Consider the following 14,920-nt stretch of genomic DNA (forward strand, 5'->3'; position numbering starts at 1 on the left):
CATGGCACTGCGACCGATGCGCGTGGACTGGGTGGCGAGCCCGCCACCCGGCGCCTACACGCAGCGTCGCCTCGCCGCGCCACGGCGCGGTTACACCGGGCCGCCGTCGTACCCGGTGCCCCCGCGCTGGGGCTTCCCGTTGCTGGCGTGGCGCTGGCCCACGTCGGTGGCGACGGACGACGACCAGCCCGTGGACACGATCGGCCAGGCCCAGCGTGCGGCGCGCACCGCGTCCCACGCGCTCGGGTTGGCCGCCGTGACGGCGCTGTGGGCGTTCGGCAGTGAGATCTGGCGCTACGTGTTGTTGCTGCTCAGCCGGTACGGCGCCCTGTCCGCGACGACGGTCGGCGTGTCGGACGCGATGGTCGTGTCGTCGTCGGTGGTGACGTTCGTGGCCTGCGGGATGGGGCTCGTGTTCACGCTGCTGTGGCTGCGCCGGGCGCGGAACGCGGCGGCCACCGATGCGGGCTACCGGCCGTCGAGGTCGGACCGCGAGGTGCTGATCAGCCTCGTCGTGCCCGGCGTGAACCTCATCGTGCCCGGCGCCGTGCTGGCGGAGCTGGAGCACGCGGCCCTCCGCCTACCCGCCACCACCCGCCCCGCCCCCTCCAAGACCATCCGCTGGTGGTGGGGTCTCTGGGTGGCGATGGGCCTGTTCTTCGCGTTCACGGTCGTCTGGTCGTTCCGCTCCAGCGTGCAGGCCCTGGCGGACGGCGTGCTGTTCCACGCCATCGCCGACCTGCTGGCCGCCGCGGTCGCCATCGTCACGGCGCTGGTGGTCCGCCGGATCACCGCACTCCTGCTCCCGGTGGACGTCGGCAGCATCCGCCGCATGCGCGTGGTGGACGTCAAGGACGCCCCCACCCCCGCCCTCCGAGCCACCCGCCCCTCAGGCTCCCCCCGCTAACCACCCACCCACCGCGAGTCGTCCGCTCGGACACCGCGAGTCGTCCGCTCGGACACCGTGAAGGTGCCGGCCGGCCCAGGCCCTCATCGGCCCGGAAGCCCCCGGTCGGCCCCGATCACCGAGATGTGCACCAGGTGTCGCACCGGCCTCCGACGCCGCACGCGCCAAGTTCGCGGTCGCCCCGGCGTCACCCTTCGGCCCGCCGGCGAGGTGCACGATCACCTCGGCACCGTCCACCGCAGCGTCGATGCCCTCACCTCCGACCAGGTCGCCGGTCACGTGCTCGATGCCCTCCACCGGCTCGTGCGGCCGCCGGCTGGGCAGCCGTACCTTCCCGCCTGCCTCCTACCCTCCCAGGCGAAGATCCGGGTCTGCCGCGGCCGTGCGGGACTCGGAGAACCCGGCTGCGGCAACGCTCGCGTTCCCCGCTGTTCAATGGTCGTTCTCGCTCCGGCGGTTGGGCGGCTGACAGGTCGCGTGCCACCGTGACCCCATGCGGGCACTCGTGGCAGCTTTGACCCTGATCGTGCTGGTCCCGGGCGTGGCGAGCGCGGACGGTGACAGGAGATCCGGCCAGAAGTTCGATCTCCAGGCCCACCGGGGCGGGATCGGGCTGACGGTCGAGAGCACGGTGGCGGCGTTCGGCAAGGCGCTCGAACTCGGCGTCACGACCCTCGAACTGGACGTCCAGATCACCAAGGACGGCCGCGAAGTCGTCACCCACGACCGCAAGACGAACCCCGCCAAGTGCATCGACACCGCCCCCGCCTTCCCCGGCGACCCGGCGTTCCCGTACGCGGGCAAGTACGTGAAGGACCTGACGTTCGACCAGGTCCGCACCCTGGACTGCGGCTCGCGCCGCTGGGACCGGCACCCGGACCAGGAGCTGTCACCGGGCGCGAAGATGCCGACCCTGGCCGAGGTGTTCGCCCTGGCCCGCGACCACCGCGCGTTCACCGTCAAGTTCAACATCGAGACCAAGGTCGAAGCCGCCGCGCCGCACGAGACCGCCCCGCGCGAGCAGTTCGTCGAGGTCACGGCCCGCGAGATCCGCAAGTCCGGCTTCTACCGCAACGTCACCATCCAGTCCTTCGACTGGGGCACCCTGATGCTGTGGGCCCAGGCGGAGCCGCGCCTCCCGCTGGTCGCCCTCACCCAGCCCGAATTCCTCCGCCCCGGCTCCCCGTGGACGGGCGGCCTGAAGCTGGAGGACTTCGGCGGCAGCGTGGTCAAGGCCGTGAAGAGCTTCGGCGCGTCCGCCCTCTCCCCGGTCCACGGCAACCCGCAGGGCGGCGCGGTCGGCGACCCGGACTACGTCCCGTTCACCACGAAAGCCCTGGTCGACGAGGCGCACGCGCACGGCCTGAAGGTCGTCCCGTGGACCGTCAACGACATGCCGACCATGCGCAAGCTGATCGACGACGGCGTGGACGGCATCATCACCGACTACCCGGACCGCCTCCGCGCGGTGATGGCCGAGCGCGGCTTCAAGCTGCCGAAGAAGTACCCCTTCAAGGGCTAGCCGGCGCTCGTCAGGGGCAGGTCGTGGAGGCCCCGGATGACGAACTCGGCCTTGCGCCGGGGCTCGGCGGCCAGTTCGGCGCCCGGTAGCTTGCGGGCCAGGGAGGCCAGGGCCGCCTGGATCTCGATCCGGGCCAGCGGGGCGCCCAGGCAGTAGTGGATGCCCATGCCGAAGCCCAGGTGCGGGTTGGTCTTGCGGCCGACGTCGAAGGTGTCGGGTGAGGTGAAGACCGCCGGGTCACGGGCCGCCGAGCCGAGCAGCGCGGCGATCTTCTGACCCGGCGCCAACTCGTGGCTGGCGATGGTGACGGGCTCGGTCGCGGTGCGCTCGAACAGCTGCAACGGCGAGTCGAAGCGGATCAGCTCTTCCACCGCCGTGGGCAACAGGGTGTGGTCGTCCACCAGCCGACGCCACTCGGACGGGTGTTTCATCAACGCCCGGACGCCGTTGCCGATGACGTTCACCGTGGCCTCGTGCCCGGCCATCAGCAGCAGCACGGCCGTCGCGACGAGCTCGTCCTCGGTCAGCTTCGCGCCGTCCGCGTCCGTCACGGCCACCAGGTCGGACACCAGGTCGTCACCGGGCGACCTGCGCCGCAACGCCACCAGTTCTCGCAGGTAGGAGACGAACTCCGCCGACGCCTCCTCGGCCGCCGCACGCCGCTCCTCGGGCAACCCGTACTCGTACATCTTCACGATCGCGTTCGACCACGGCTGGAGCAGCGGCCGGTCCGCCGTGGGCACGCCCAGCAGCTCGGCGATCACCTCGACCGGCAGCGGCGCGGCCACGTGGGCGAGCAGGTCCGCCTGCCCGTCCGCCTTGATCCCGTCCACCAGCCCGTCCACCAGCCGGTCCGCCAGGTCCGCGATCCACGGCCGCAGCCGCTCCACGTGACCCCGCCCGAACGCGGCGGCGACGAGCCTGCGCAGCCGCCCGTGCGTGGGCGGCTCGTTCTCCAGCAGCGAGTTGCGGTGCAGCAGGTTGAACGCGGTGAACCGCTCGACCGGCTGCGCGTCGTTCCAGATCCGGCCGAGCGACCGGTGCTTGAGCACCGCCGACGCCGCCGCGTGCGAGACCGCCATCGGGACGCGCATCCGCTCGTGCCAGTGCACCTCGCCCCGGGCGCGCATCGCGGCGAACGCGGGGTAGGGGTCCGCGATGAAAGCCACGTCGTGCTGGTCGAAAGAGGCCACGTCCACGGACGGTAGGTCGTGCGCGCGGCCTTCGTCCATCGGGATGTCGTTGTTCTTTCAAACATTCAGGGAGCTGTGACGTGCGGTAGTCGAAGTTGACCTGATCGGTATCCGGCAGGAGCATCCCGGGTCGTGCCACCTGAAGTCGTCGCCCACCGCGGCGCGTCCACCCGCCTCCCCGAGCACACCCTCGCCGCCTACGAGCTGGCCCTGCGGCAGGGCGCAGACGGGTTGGAGTGCGACGTGCGGCTCACCAAGGACGGGCAACTCGTGTGCGTCCACGACCGCACCATCGACCGCACCAGCGACGGGTCCGGGGCGGTCAGCGGGATGACGCTGGACGAGCTGCGCCGGCACGACTTCGGCAGCTGGCACGGCGGCGACCCGGCCGAGGTGCTGACGCTGGACGCGCTGCTCGGGCTGGCGGCCGACCACGGCACCCGCGTGTTCGTCGAGACCAAGCACCCCGTCCGCTACCGGGGAGAGGTGGAGCGCGCGCTCGCCGAGCAGCTTGACCGGCACCGGGTCGACGCGGTGATGATGTCGTTCTCGGTGTTCGCCGTGCACCGGTTCAAGCAGCTGCGCCCCGACGTGCCGACCGTCCTGCTCTACGACCGGTTGTGGCCCCGCACGCGGCCCTGGTTCGCTGACTACGCCGGACCGGGCGTTCAGCTGCTCAGACGTCACCCGGACCGGGGACAGGGCGTCTACACGTGGACCGTGGACGATCCGGCCGACATCGCGTTGTGCCGCGAGCGCGGCGTCCGGTTCCTCGCCACCAACAACCCGGACGAAACCCGCGCGCACCTTGCGGCTAACTTGACGCCCGACCAGCCCTGAGGACCGAGGAGGCGCGCGGTGGCGAAGCGGACAGCCGTGAAGAACAAGCCGGCGGACGGCGTCAACCCGCGGCAGCCGTGCCCGTGCGGCTCCGGCAAGCGCTACAAGGCGTGCCACGGCGGTGCCGGTGGCGGCACCGACGTCATCGTCTCGCGCCCGTTCGAGGGCTTGGCCGCCGAGGCCGAGCTGATCGCGCTGCGCGAGTTCGTGCCCTCGGCCACGGTCAAGCTGCCGCTCAAGGAAGGCGCGGCGCGCGAGGTCGTGCTGGCCACCGTGCTGCCGATGGCGGCGGCCGGCCTGGTCCGCGCGGACGGCACCGCGTTCGTCGGCCTCCAGGTGCAGACCCGGTCCGGCGACCTGAGCCGCGACCTGGCCCGCGCCGTGCAGTGGGCGCTGACCGCCGGGACCGGTGACGCGCTCGCGGTCGTCGGCCCGGACGACGGCACGAACCCCGGCCGCCTCCAGGACCTGCTCGACCCCGAGGCCGGGTTGAGCCCCGAGCTGCACCCCGACTTCGCGTGGTGGCTGCCGCCGGACAACGAGCCCACCGGCGACGTCGCCCTGTCCCTGGAACGCGCCAACGCCGCCATCCTGCCCACCGAACGCCTCGAAGCGCCCGGTGTCGAAGCGGCCTACTGGGTCGACGCGGGCGACAAGGCGCACCTGCGCTGGGTCCGCCCCGAGCCGGAGGAGACGTTGCTCGCGGCCCTCGCGCGGCTGTCCGTGCGCGGTGAGCTGGACCTCGGCGAGGGTTCCCGGTACGCGGGCTCGTTCCGCGCGCACGGCCTGCTCGTGCCGGTGTGGGACCTGGACCGGGAGCTGCACTCCAGCGAGTGGGCACCGGGCGCGGAGGCGTTGGGCAAGCGTTTGCTGGACGCTCTGACCAGCCTTGGGACCGACCCGCTGACCGAGCCGGAACGGCGTTCGCGGGACGGCCTGCGCGGGCGGCAGATCACTCTGCGCTGACACCCCGCGCGGACCTGTCCACAGGTATCCCCAGCTTTGTCCACAGGCTCCTGTGGACAACTAGGAGGCGGCGTGATCCTGCGGATCAGCCTGAAGGCCGACTGGACGCGTGCCCGCGGGGACGGCGCGATCCCGCTCGACCCGGACGGGTTCGTGCACTGCTCGGACCCCGGCACCGTGCACCTGCCCGCGAACCGGCTCTACCCCGGCCGGCACGACCTCGTGCTGCTGGTGGTGGACCCGGAGGGCCTGCCGGTGCTGTGGGAGCCGGGGGAGACCGAGGACGGCCCGTGGTTCCCGCACGTCTACGGGCCGATCCCGGCCGACGCGGTGGTGGCCGTGCACGAGTTCACGCCGGACGCGGACGGCGCGTTCCGCCCGCTGCCCGTCCTGTGACCTGATCTGTGACCTTCGGGTGACAACCGGAAGCCCCCTTCGCGCGTGAACGTCCCGACGGTGGTCGGGAGGTCGCCGGAAGGGGGCAACTGAGGTGACGGCGGTCCTGCCGGTCGAGTGGGTGGACGCGGACGTCCGGGCGGATTTCGGGGAGTTCGTCCGGATGTCGCTGCCCGCCCTGCTGCGGTACGGCCACGCGTTGACCGGCAACCCGCACGATGCCGCCGACCTGGTCCAGACCGTGCTGGAGAAGCTGGGCGCGCGGTGGGCGGCGCTGGTGCGCAAAGGCATCGAGCCGCTCGCGTACGCGCGCCGGTCGATGGCGAACGCGCACATCAGCCGGTGGCGGCGGCATCGCCGGGAGCGGCTGGTGGCCGACTTCCCGGACGCGGTCGGCGAGTCGGGGGTCGACCGGCTGGAGCACGAGCCGCTGTGGCAGGCCCTCCGCGCCCTCCCGCCCCGGCAGCGCGCGGTGGTGGTGCTGCGGTTCTACGAGGGCCTGTCGGAGCTGGAGATCGCGGACACCCTCGGCATCTCACCGGGCACCGTCAAGAGCCAGAACAGCCGGGCGATGGCCACGCTGCGCAAGAGGCTGGAGGAGGGGTGACGGTGGAACTGGACGACCGGTTGCGCGAGCTGTTCGCCGATGATCGCCTCGACCTGCCCGCCCCGCCGGACACCGCCGAGGCGATCGTGGCCGGGGCGCGTCGTCGGCGGCGGACGCGGACGGCGGTGGCGGCGGCGTTCTCGCTGACGGTGCTGGTCGCGGGCGGTGCGGCGGTCAGCGGGATCGGGCGGCTGGTCAGCGAACCGGCGGCTCCCTCGCGGTCCACGGTGGTGGAGACGGTGACCGTGTCGGTGGCAGCGTCGAAGCCGGCGGAACCCGGTGGCTACGGCGGCATGGCGCTCGGCATGACCCGCCAGGACCTGCGGGACGCGAACACCGTGCTCTACCCCGTGCGGATGGAGACGTGCGACTACTACTCGACGGGGGTCGTCGCGGGTGAGGCCGTCGTGGTGTCCCCGCGCCACGGCGTCGTGCGGATCACGCTGCCGGCGCTGGGCGTGACGCCGTCCGGGGTGGGGGCGGGGTCGTCCACGGCCGAGGTGCTGACCCGCTATCCGACGGCGGTGTGGCGGCGGGGCGACCTGCTGACCGTCCCGATGCCCGGCACGCCCGCCTGGCAGTACGTGCTCCGGTTGGACGCCGCCGGCAGGGTGACGTCCGTGCGGATGGAGTCGATCGGCCACGACTGCGACCTGGGGGACGAGTGAGATCCGTCGTCGGGGCGTTGCTCCTGCTCCTGCTGACGTCGTGCGACGTGGCCGAGCCTCCGACCCTGCCGCCGGTCACGATCACCGTCAGCGAGACGGTCGAGGTGGACGACACCCCGGTGCTCGACGCCGGCGGGATCGGGAAGGTGCGGCTGGGCATGACACCCGCCGAACTCCAGGCCACGGGCGAGATCGGCGGTGAGGCGAACGAGCCGGAGTTCTCGTGCGTCGCCCACACGTTGAACGCCGTGCGCGGCTGGGTGGGCATCATGGATGGTGTCGCGGTGGAGCTGCGGATCGAGGCGGGCGTCCGAACCCCGGACGGTCTGCGCATCGGCGACTCGCGGGCGCGCATGCACCGGCTCTACCCCGAGGCGGAGCAGGACCCGCACGGCTTCAACCAGCCGTTGGACGCCAGTGCACGGTACCGGTTCTACTTCATGAACGCGGGCGACACGGTCACCGGTATCGAGTTGAGCCGGCCCGATCGGAGATGCCTGAGCTGAGCACAGGCGAAACGCCCGTCACCAGTGCGGTGACGGGCGCTTCCGAGTTCGTGTTTCAGAGAGCCCCGCCGGCGACCCTGGGCGCGGTCGGGTCCGTGCCCTCCTCGCCGACGTTCTCGCGGACGAGGAAGTTCTCCACGTGGAACCAGTTGCCGTCGGCGCGGTCGACCACGGTCAGCAGCGTGGTCATCGACGCGACCTCCTCGACCTGTTCCTTGAGGAACCACTGGAGGAACTGCTCGCCGAGGTAGTCGCCCTCGTCGCGGGCGGCCTTGGCGAGCGTGACGATCTGCTCGGTGACCGTCTTCTCCTGCTCCAGCGCGAGCGCGACCGGATCACGCGGGCCGGCGAAGTCGTTGCGCACGTCGGCCACGCCGGGAATGGTCACCGGAAGCCCGTTGTCCATCAGGTACCGCACGATCATCATCGCGTGGTTGCGCTCTTCCAGCGCCTGCTGGTAGAAGTGCGAAGCCAGCCGGGGCAGGTCGTTGGCGTCGTACCAGACCGCGACGGCCACGTACTGGTGCGAAGCCGTGAACTCGTTGCGGACCTGCTGCTGGAGCAGGTCGTGGAACTTCGTCGCACGTGCGGGTGAAATCTTCTTCAGGTTGACCGCCATGCCTTCGAGAATAACCGAACGTGCGATTTAATGCATTGCAGGTAAGGCTATGGAGAGTAAGGAAAGGGTTGCCGAAGAAAGCTTAGGCAACCCTTTCCCGATGTGATTAACCCGAGTTCACCCGAGTTCGCGCGGACTCACACCAGAGCGGCGCGGTCGATCGGGCACGACATGCAGCGCGGCCCGCCCCGGCCCGACCCCAGCTCGGAACCGCTGATCCGGATGACCTCGACGCCCGCGTCTTCGAGGCGCGCGTTCGTCTCCACGTTCCGCTCGTAGGCCACCACCAGGCCGGGCCCGACGGCCAGCGTGTTGTTGCCGTCGTCCCACTGCTCGCGTTCCGCGGTCACCGGGTCCAGCCCCGTGTCGATCACGCGCAGCTTCTCGATGCCCATCGCGTCGGCCGCCGCCTCCAGGAACGGCCGCCGGTCCTCGACCGCGACACCGCCCGCGCCGTCCGACCGGACCGGGTAGGCGAACAGGTGCTCCCGCACCGCCGGGTACATCACCACGGCGTCCCGGTCGACCATCGTGCACACCGTGTCCAGGTGCATGGTCGCCCGCTCCTGCGTGATCGGCACCGCCAGCACGGTGTGCGCGAGGCCGTCGGCCAGCGCGGACCGGGCGAACGACTCGGCGCCCGCCGGCGTGGTCCGCTCGCCGACGCCGATCGCCAACACGCCCGGCGCCAGCAGCAGCACGTCACCGCCCTCGACCGGCGCGGAGTGCGCCCCGTACGCGCGGCCCGTCTCGCGGAACCGGGGGTGGTAGGCGTAGATCAGGTCGGTCAGCGCGGTCTCCCGGTCGCGCGCGGGCAGCGCCAAGGACGTGATCGCGACCCGGTCGCCGACCCACACCGACGAGTCGCGGGTGAACAGCAGGTTCGGCAGCGGGTCGACGGCGAAGTCGATCGGGTGGTGCATCTTGCGCACCAGCGACGCGCCCTCGGCGGCGGGCAGCTCCTCGAACGTCATGCCGGTCATCAGCGCGGTGGCCAGCTGGTCCGGGCTGATCGACGCGAGGTGCGAGCGCAACGCGTCGGCCAGGTCGATGCCCAGCCGCCGCTCGTTGACCGCGCTGTGGATGCCCGCGATCCGGGCCCGGTCGTCGTGCAGCGCGTCGACCAGCAGGTCCGACAGCAGCAGCACCTCCACGCCGCGCCCGCGCAGCAGCTCGGCGAACGCGTCGTGCTCCTCCTGTGCGCGGTCGACCCACGGCACGCCGTCGAACAGCAGCTGGTCGTTGTTGCGCGGGGTGAGCCGCTTGAGCTCGGCGCCGGGCCGGTGCAGCAGCACCGTGCGGAGGGGGCCGACTTCGCTGTCGACCCGGGGCGCCGGTGCCGGTGCGCCGTCGGTGGACGCGGTCTGGGCGATGTGCGCAGTCACAGCACCGAGGGTAACCCCTGGTCGGTCCGAACAGCAGCTCAGTGTGGCCCATTCCGGCGAGACTCGATCGTATGACCGCCTTGGAATGACGATTCGTTGCGCAATCGACGTAGCGGGCTTTCGAAACGTTGCGTCGTCGGGTGGACCACGGGGCCCGTCTGCCCGGTTGCGGGATGACCGTGTTCCACAGGCGGTCTCAGTGGCGGACTTCCGCTTGGTCGTCGACGCACCCGACCAAGTCGGCGCGGCGACGAACCAGCTGCTCCAGGAGCTGGTCAGGGCAGCTCGCCGCCGTGCTGGAGGACCCCGACGTCACCGCCGCCGCCCGAACCGCCGCCCGCTTCCCCCTGGTGGGCCGGCCCCACCGCGAGGCTTCACTTCCCGCCGGTCAGCTCGTTGCCGCAGGCACGATGACGGCGACCGTGATCGCGGACTGGACCTCCTCGATCGCCTTCCGCACCGCCGTCGCCGCCCAGTCGCCCTCGGAGATCACCTTCAACCGCTTCCGCACCTCGGCGCGCGGCAGGTCGGCGAACACCTTGCGGTCGTAGCCGACGGCCTTCACCAGCGCGCACAACGCGGCCGTCCGCGGGTCCACCAGCCCGTCGCCGGTGACCGCCGACGTCATCCGCGCCCTGGCATCGGTCTCCGCCGCCGGCTGCACGCCGTCCGGCGCGGGGAACCGGGTGCGCGGGAACACCAGGAGCACCCGGTCCTCCTCGCGGCGCAGCACGCCACCGGCCACCAGCCCGTCGAGCACCTGGTCGGTCAGCTTCTTGCTCAGCTTGTCGATCCAGTGCGCGGGCTTGCGCGGCTTGTCGTCCGCGATCCTGGCCAACGCCTGGTCCAGCAGCGGCCGTCCGACCGGGGTGGGGTTCAGGACGACGACCTTCTTGTCCACCACGTCGACCCGCTCCGCCAACGCCAGCTCGACCAGCAGCGCACCGGCGAGGCCGTAGCCGAACGCCGGCTGGCCCAGCTTCCGCGAGCCGTCGTCGGCGTACGCGAGCAACGCCAGTTCGTCCGCCAAGGTGAGGTCGTCCATGACCCCACCCTAGGTTCAGCCGATCGACCGGACACCCGGACGACGCGGCGGGTCACCGGGTGCGGTCCCCGGCGGGGCGCCGTCCGCCCCGCGCCTGGCATGATGATCTTGACGCGGTCGGTGGCGGCGTCGGGAGGTGTTGCTACGACGAAGGTTGCGATGACCGCGACGGCCGGCGCTCGGATGCGCCCCAGGGGTGGGCGGAGACCCTGGTCGGTGGACTCACGGCAGCCACGACACGTGACCGCGCAACGCCGTGTAGCCGACGAACGCCACCACGTCGAGCAGCGCGTGCGCGACGATCAGCACCCACAGCCGGTTCGTGCGCTGCCACACCTTGCCGAACACCAGACCCATCACCACGTTGCCGACGAACCCGCCGAACCCCTGGTACAGGTGGTACGACCCGCGCAGCACCGCACTGGCCAGCAACGCGGTGTCGTCCCGCCAGCCCAGCTGCTTGAGCCGGGTGAGCAAGTACCCGACGACCAGCACCTCCTCCGCCCACGCGTTGCCGATCGCGGCCAGGACGAGGACGACGCTGCGCCACCACGACTCGTCCAAAGTGGACGGCTGCACGGCCAGGTTCAGGCCCAGGTTCCACGCGACCAGGTAGAAGATCAGCCCCGGGATGCCGATCAACGCCGCCAGGCCGAGGCTGCCCAGCGCGTCCGGGCCGATCCGGGTGCGGTCCAGCCCCAGCGCCTTGAGCTTGATCCCGCCGTGCCACAGCAGGTACAGGCCGAGCCCGCCCCACGCCGCGAGCTGCACGACGCTCAGCAGCTGCGCGATCAGGTCGAGCAGGTCGAACCGCGCCTGCGGGACGTTGATCGCGACCTTCTGCTCGTTCAGCGGCTTCGGGTCGAGCAGGCTGTCCAGCAGCCGCACCAGGCTCCGCAGCCCCGACAGCCCGAGCGTCACGGCGAAGACGAGCAGCAGCTCCAGCCGGTAGCCGTGGCGGGACCGGGCGTCGAGGTCGTCGATCACCCCCACACGGTAACCGCGCGGTCGTCAGCGCCGTTGGGTCCAGCGGGGTCAGATCCAGCGCCGTTGCGCTCAGCGGCGTTGCGCCAGGAACGGGCAGCCCATCAGCCGGCGCAGTTCGCCCGCCAACTCCTGCGCCGTGGACACCGACTGCGAGAACGCGATGCGCACGTCGTGGTCCTCGTCCGCCATCTCCACCCGCAGCCGCAGGCCGAAGCGGTCCAGCCCGAGCGGGCGGACGTGACCGCCCTTCAGGTTGTCCGGCAGGTGCTGCGCGAGCTGGCCCACCACATCGCGGTGCGACAGCTCCAGGTGGCGCAGCCAGTGGTCCTCCAGCGCGGCGAACGGGTCCGGCTCGGCCTGCGCGAACAGCTCCGGCCGCAGCGACGTGGTCCCCTCGGCGTCGGCCACCACCAGCGAGGCGGGCGTCAACCTGAGCACCGACGCGCCGTGGCCGATGTCGAGCAGACGCGGGTCCGGGCGCACGTCGGCGACCTGGAGACCGGCCTCGCGGGCCTCGGCCGGGGCGAGCGTGCGCAGCCAGCCGGTGATCCAGAGCAGGCCGCGCACCGGTTCGCGCAGCTGCACGGGCGCCTGGTCGGCGAGCTCCAGCATGGCGGTCAGCTCCGTCGCGCGGGCGGACTCGACCAGCGGGTGCTCGTCCGGCAGCACGATCGTCGCGTCACCGTGCGGGTGGACGTGGTGCAGCACCGGGGTGACCCGGTTCTCCGCGCCGTCGGACGGCAGCAGGGCCGCGCGCCCACCCCGGGCGGCGATGGTGCGAGCCCGCTCCGCCGGATGCGGTGCCGGCGGTCGACGTGTCTCGTTCACCGCTCACCTCCCAACTTAGGGCAGCCTAACTCGTTGGAGTCCGGTGGCGGTAGTCCTTCGACCGGCCCAACCGGTCACGATCCCGCAGGTCCGAATGGTTCACGCAGGCTAGGGCGTGCGCAACCGACACGCCCAGCAGGGTCGCCCGGCCGGGCGTCGGTGATCGGGCCGGTTGGCCGATTCGGCGGGCCGTGCGCCGGTCGTAACCTGGGTTCGCCTGGCGGAGGTGGCTCGTGGCCGTGCCGAACAAGCCGTCCACCGAAGGTGCGGCTGTCGATGACCGGTGGACCCGGTACTGCTTGGAGGTGGCCAGTCGGCGGGCGTTCGGCTGGGTCGTCCTCGGCGCGCTCGCGTTCGTGCTGCAGCTCGCCCTGACCCTGGCCTTCGAGGTCTCGTCCCCCCTGCCGCTCGGGCTGCTGCTGTTTTCCGTGCTGGTGCTCGGGGCCGGGCTCGCCCGGCGCCGGCCGTACACGAAGGTGATGGGTGACCACGCCTGGGTCTACGTGCGCGTGCACTGGCGCGGGGGGCTGCTCGTCGTGCACGGCGTCCGGTCCGTCGTCCTCGACGTCAGCGCCGGACCGCTGGCACGTGGTCGGATCCGCCGGCACCGGCGCGCGTGGGTCGTGTCGCCCGACCGTTCCGGGAACACGGTGGTGACGTTCCGGGGCGTGCCCAAGCTGTTCCCGGCGAAGCTCGTCCGCAGCTGAGTTTGCGTGATCAATAATTCGGCTATCCAGGGGTAGGACTTCTGGTCGGCTGGGAGCGGTGGTGGGCGACGCTTGGGTGAACAGGTGCCTGACCAGCGCGGATCGCCGCGCGGTCGGGTTCATCGCGCTGGGGTTGATCGGGCTCCTGGTGCTGTGGGCGGTGTCGGAGCGGATCGGGTCGCCGTGGGTGTTCGTGCTCACGCCGTTGTGCATCGAGTTCGCCGTGCCGGGGCTGCGGCACTTCTCCTCACGGCGCAGCCTGCGGCGGCTGCTCGACACCTACCCCCGGCACGCCGTGTCGGTGGCCTTCGTGCCGGGGCGGACGCGGGTCGGGCGGCAGACGTACTTGGAGACGGCCGGCTCCGACCGCACTTTCCTGCGGCTGTGGGAGGTGCCGGAACGGGTGCGCGAGAACATCCGGCGCGGCGGACAGGTGTGGATGGCCGGGCCTGACCCGCGCGGTCGGGCGGCGGTGCTGACCCGGGGCGCGCCGTTCCTCACCCTCGGCCGCGTCGTCATCCGGTAGGCGGGCGTTCAGCGGCCGACCGGGATGCCGCTCTGCTCGGCCCAGGCGGCGACGTCCTCGCGTCGCAACGCGGTCGCCAACAGGTCGGGGAACCGGTCCGGGGTGCAGGCGAACGCGGGTGCGCCCAGGTCCGACAGGCGGGCCGCCAACTCGTGGTCGTAGGCGGGCGTGCCGCTGTCCGACAACGCCAGCAGGACCACGACCGTCACGCCGCTCTGCACCAGCTCGCGGACGCGTCGTTGCAGCTCCTGCGCGACACCGCCCTCGTACAGGTCGCTGATCAGGACCATGACGGTGTCGGTGGGGCGGCGCACCAGCGACTGCCCGTACGCCACCGCGCGGTTGATGTCCGTGCCGCCGCCGAGCTGGGTGGAGAACAGCAGGTCGACCGGGTCCTTCAGCTGCTCGGTCAGGTCGACGACCTCGGTGTCGAACACGACGAGCTTCGTGTCGACGGCCTTCAGCGAGGCCAGCGACGCCCCCAGCACCGCGGAGTACACGACGGATTCGGCCATCGAACCGGACTGGTCGACCAGCAGGACCACGTCGCGCAGGGAGGCCTGTCGGCTGCGCCGGCTGTTGCCGACGAGGTCCTGCACGACGACCGTGCGCTGGTCGGGCTGGTAGTGGCGCAGGTTCTTCCGGATCGTGCGGTTCCAGTCCACATCGGACAGTCGCGGCCGGCTCGTGCGGCGGGACCGGTCGATCGCGCCGTGGACGGCGGCGAGGAGGCGGTCGGCGAGCTTGCGCTCGATGTCCTCCACCACCTTCCGGACGACCGCGCGGGCGGTCTCGCGGGTGCGTTCGGGGATGGCGCGGGACAGCGAGACGAGCGTGCCGACCAGGCTCACGTCCGGTTCGACGCTGGACAGCAGTTCCGGTTCGAGCAGGAGTTGGCGCAGCCCCAACCGCTCCACCGCGTCCCGCTGCATGACCTGGACGACGGAGCTGGGGAAGTACGTGCGCACGTCACCGAGCCACCGGTGCAGGACGGGCGACGAGCCGCCAAGACCGGCACTCCGCTTGCCGTCGGTCGAAGGCGCGTCCTCGCCGCCGCCGTACAACCCGGTCAGCGCCGCATCCCGCCGTTGATCGTCCGAGCCCAACGGGCCGAGATCACCAGCCGCCCCGCCCAGCAACAACCTCCACCGCCGCTGCCGCTCGGCCGCGATGTCGTGCGTCATGCCCCACCCCACCCATTCCCGGCCGCCGAGGGCC

At 71.8% G+C, this 14,920-nt stretch carries 17 protein-coding genes; 10 read left to right on the plus strand and 7 right to left on the minus strand.

The window, feature by feature from the left end; translation table 11 throughout:
* Position 1: 1 nt before the first annotated feature.
* Entirely contained in the window at positions 2-907 is a 906-nt protein-coding gene (locus ACRAKI_RS00430) for a DUF4328 domain-containing protein (RefSeq protein WP_447005060.1), read from the plus strand.
* A 493-nt stretch (positions 908-1,400) separates the two neighbouring features.
* Positions 1,401-2,429 carry a glycerophosphodiester phosphodiesterase gene (locus ACRAKI_RS00435; protein WP_447005061.1) on the plus strand — a complete coding sequence of 343 codons (1,029 nt, stop codon included), beginning with the start codon at positions 1,401-1,403 and terminating at the stop codon, positions 2,427-2,429.
* On the opposite strand, the gene ACRAKI_RS00440 is transcribed toward ACRAKI_RS00435, so the two are convergent.
* Entirely contained in the window at positions 2,426-3,661 is a 1,236-nt protein-coding gene (locus tag ACRAKI_RS00440; RefSeq protein WP_447005062.1) for a cytochrome P450, read from the minus strand. The genes ACRAKI_RS00435 and ACRAKI_RS00440 overlap by 4 nt on opposite strands.
* Before the next feature lie 93 nt (positions 3,662-3,754).
* Here ACRAKI_RS00440 and ACRAKI_RS00445 point away from each other — a divergent pair, with 93 nt between their 5' ends.
* From ACRAKI_RS00445 to ACRAKI_RS00470, 6 genes are all read left to right on the plus strand, one after another.
* Complete coding sequence (locus ACRAKI_RS00445; protein WP_447005063.1) at positions 3,755-4,462, plus strand: glycerophosphodiester phosphodiesterase family protein; 708 nt, start codon at positions 3,755-3,757, stop codon at positions 4,460-4,462.
* A gap of 18 nt (positions 4,463-4,480) precedes the next feature.
* Positions 4,481-5,428 (plus strand): DUF5926 family protein, encoded by a 948-nt coding sequence (locus tag ACRAKI_RS00450; protein ID WP_447005064.1) that lies wholly within the window; start codon positions 4,481-4,483, stop codon positions 5,426-5,428.
* Positions 5,429-5,500: 72 nt separating this feature from the next.
* Positions 5,501-5,824, plus strand: a complete 324-nt coding sequence (locus ACRAKI_RS00455) for a DUF952 domain-containing protein (RefSeq protein ID WP_447005065.1) — start codon at positions 5,501-5,503, stop codon at positions 5,822-5,824.
* 163 nt (positions 5,825-5,987) lie between these two features.
* Positions 5,988-6,431: a SigE family RNA polymerase sigma factor gene (locus ACRAKI_RS00460; protein ID WP_447008614.1), complete on the plus strand. Its 444-nt coding sequence runs from the start codon at positions 5,988-5,990 to the stop codon at positions 6,429-6,431.
* On the plus strand, positions 6,428-7,099 hold the full coding sequence (locus tag ACRAKI_RS00465) for a hypothetical protein (RefSeq protein WP_447005066.1): 672 nt from the start codon (positions 6,428-6,430) through the stop codon (positions 7,097-7,099). The genes ACRAKI_RS00460 and ACRAKI_RS00465 overlap by 4 nt, the downstream gene beginning before the upstream one ends.
* Positions 7,096-7,605 carry a hypothetical protein gene (locus ACRAKI_RS00470; RefSeq protein ID WP_447005067.1) on the plus strand — a complete coding sequence of 170 codons (510 nt, stop codon included), beginning with the start codon at positions 7,096-7,098 and terminating at the stop codon, positions 7,603-7,605. Before ACRAKI_RS00465 ends, ACRAKI_RS00470 begins: the two co-directional genes overlap by 4 nt.
* Positions 7,606-7,660: 55 nt before the next feature.
* On the opposite strand, the gene ACRAKI_RS00475 is transcribed toward ACRAKI_RS00470, so the two are convergent.
* The 5 genes from ACRAKI_RS00475 to ACRAKI_RS00495 form a co-directional block, all read right to left on the minus strand.
* Positions 7,661-8,224: a ferritin gene (locus tag ACRAKI_RS00475; RefSeq protein WP_447005068.1), complete on the minus strand. Its 564-nt coding sequence runs from the start codon at positions 8,222-8,224 to the stop codon at positions 7,661-7,663.
* Positions 8,225-8,361: 137 nt separating this feature from the next.
* Positions 8,362-9,609: an arginine deiminase gene (locus ACRAKI_RS00480; RefSeq protein ID WP_447005069.1), complete on the minus strand. Its 1,248-nt coding sequence runs from the start codon at positions 9,607-9,609 to the stop codon at positions 8,362-8,364.
* Positions 9,610-9,997: 388 nt separating this feature from the next.
* Positions 9,998-10,654, minus strand: a complete 657-nt coding sequence (locus ACRAKI_RS00485; RefSeq protein ID WP_447005070.1) for a GOLPH3/VPS74 family protein — start codon at positions 10,652-10,654, stop codon at positions 9,998-10,000.
* 222 nt (positions 10,655-10,876) lie between these two features.
* Positions 10,877-11,641 (minus strand): CPBP family intramembrane glutamic endopeptidase, encoded by a 765-nt coding sequence (locus ACRAKI_RS00490; protein ID WP_447005071.1) that lies wholly within the window; start codon positions 11,639-11,641, stop codon positions 10,877-10,879.
* Positions 11,642-11,710: 69 nt separating this feature from the next.
* On the minus strand, positions 11,711-12,469 hold the full coding sequence (locus ACRAKI_RS00495; RefSeq protein WP_447005072.1) for a DUF2470 domain-containing protein: 759 nt from the start codon (positions 12,467-12,469) through the stop codon (positions 11,711-11,713).
* Positions 12,470-12,702: 233 nt separating this feature from the next.
* Here ACRAKI_RS00495 and ACRAKI_RS00500 point away from each other — a divergent pair, with 233 nt between their 5' ends.
* Both ACRAKI_RS00500 and ACRAKI_RS00505 read left to right on the plus strand, forming a co-directional pair.
* A complete protein-coding gene (locus tag ACRAKI_RS00500; RefSeq protein ID WP_447005073.1) occupies positions 12,703-13,176 on the plus strand; it encodes a hypothetical protein in 474 nt (157 codons plus the stop codon).
* A gap of 61 nt (positions 13,177-13,237) precedes the next feature.
* On the plus strand, positions 13,238-13,702 hold the full coding sequence (locus ACRAKI_RS00505; protein WP_447005074.1) for a hypothetical protein: 465 nt from the start codon (positions 13,238-13,240) through the stop codon (positions 13,700-13,702).
* Between the two features lie 8 nt (positions 13,703-13,710).
* On the opposite strand, the gene ACRAKI_RS00510 is transcribed toward ACRAKI_RS00505, so the two are convergent.
* Positions 13,711-14,886: a VWA domain-containing protein gene (locus ACRAKI_RS00510; protein WP_447005075.1), complete on the minus strand. Its 1,176-nt coding sequence runs from the start codon at positions 14,884-14,886 to the stop codon at positions 13,711-13,713.
* Positions 14,887-14,920: the final 34 nt, after the last annotated feature.

The sequence above is a fragment of the Saccharothrix isguenensis genome, from assembly GCF_052936305.1.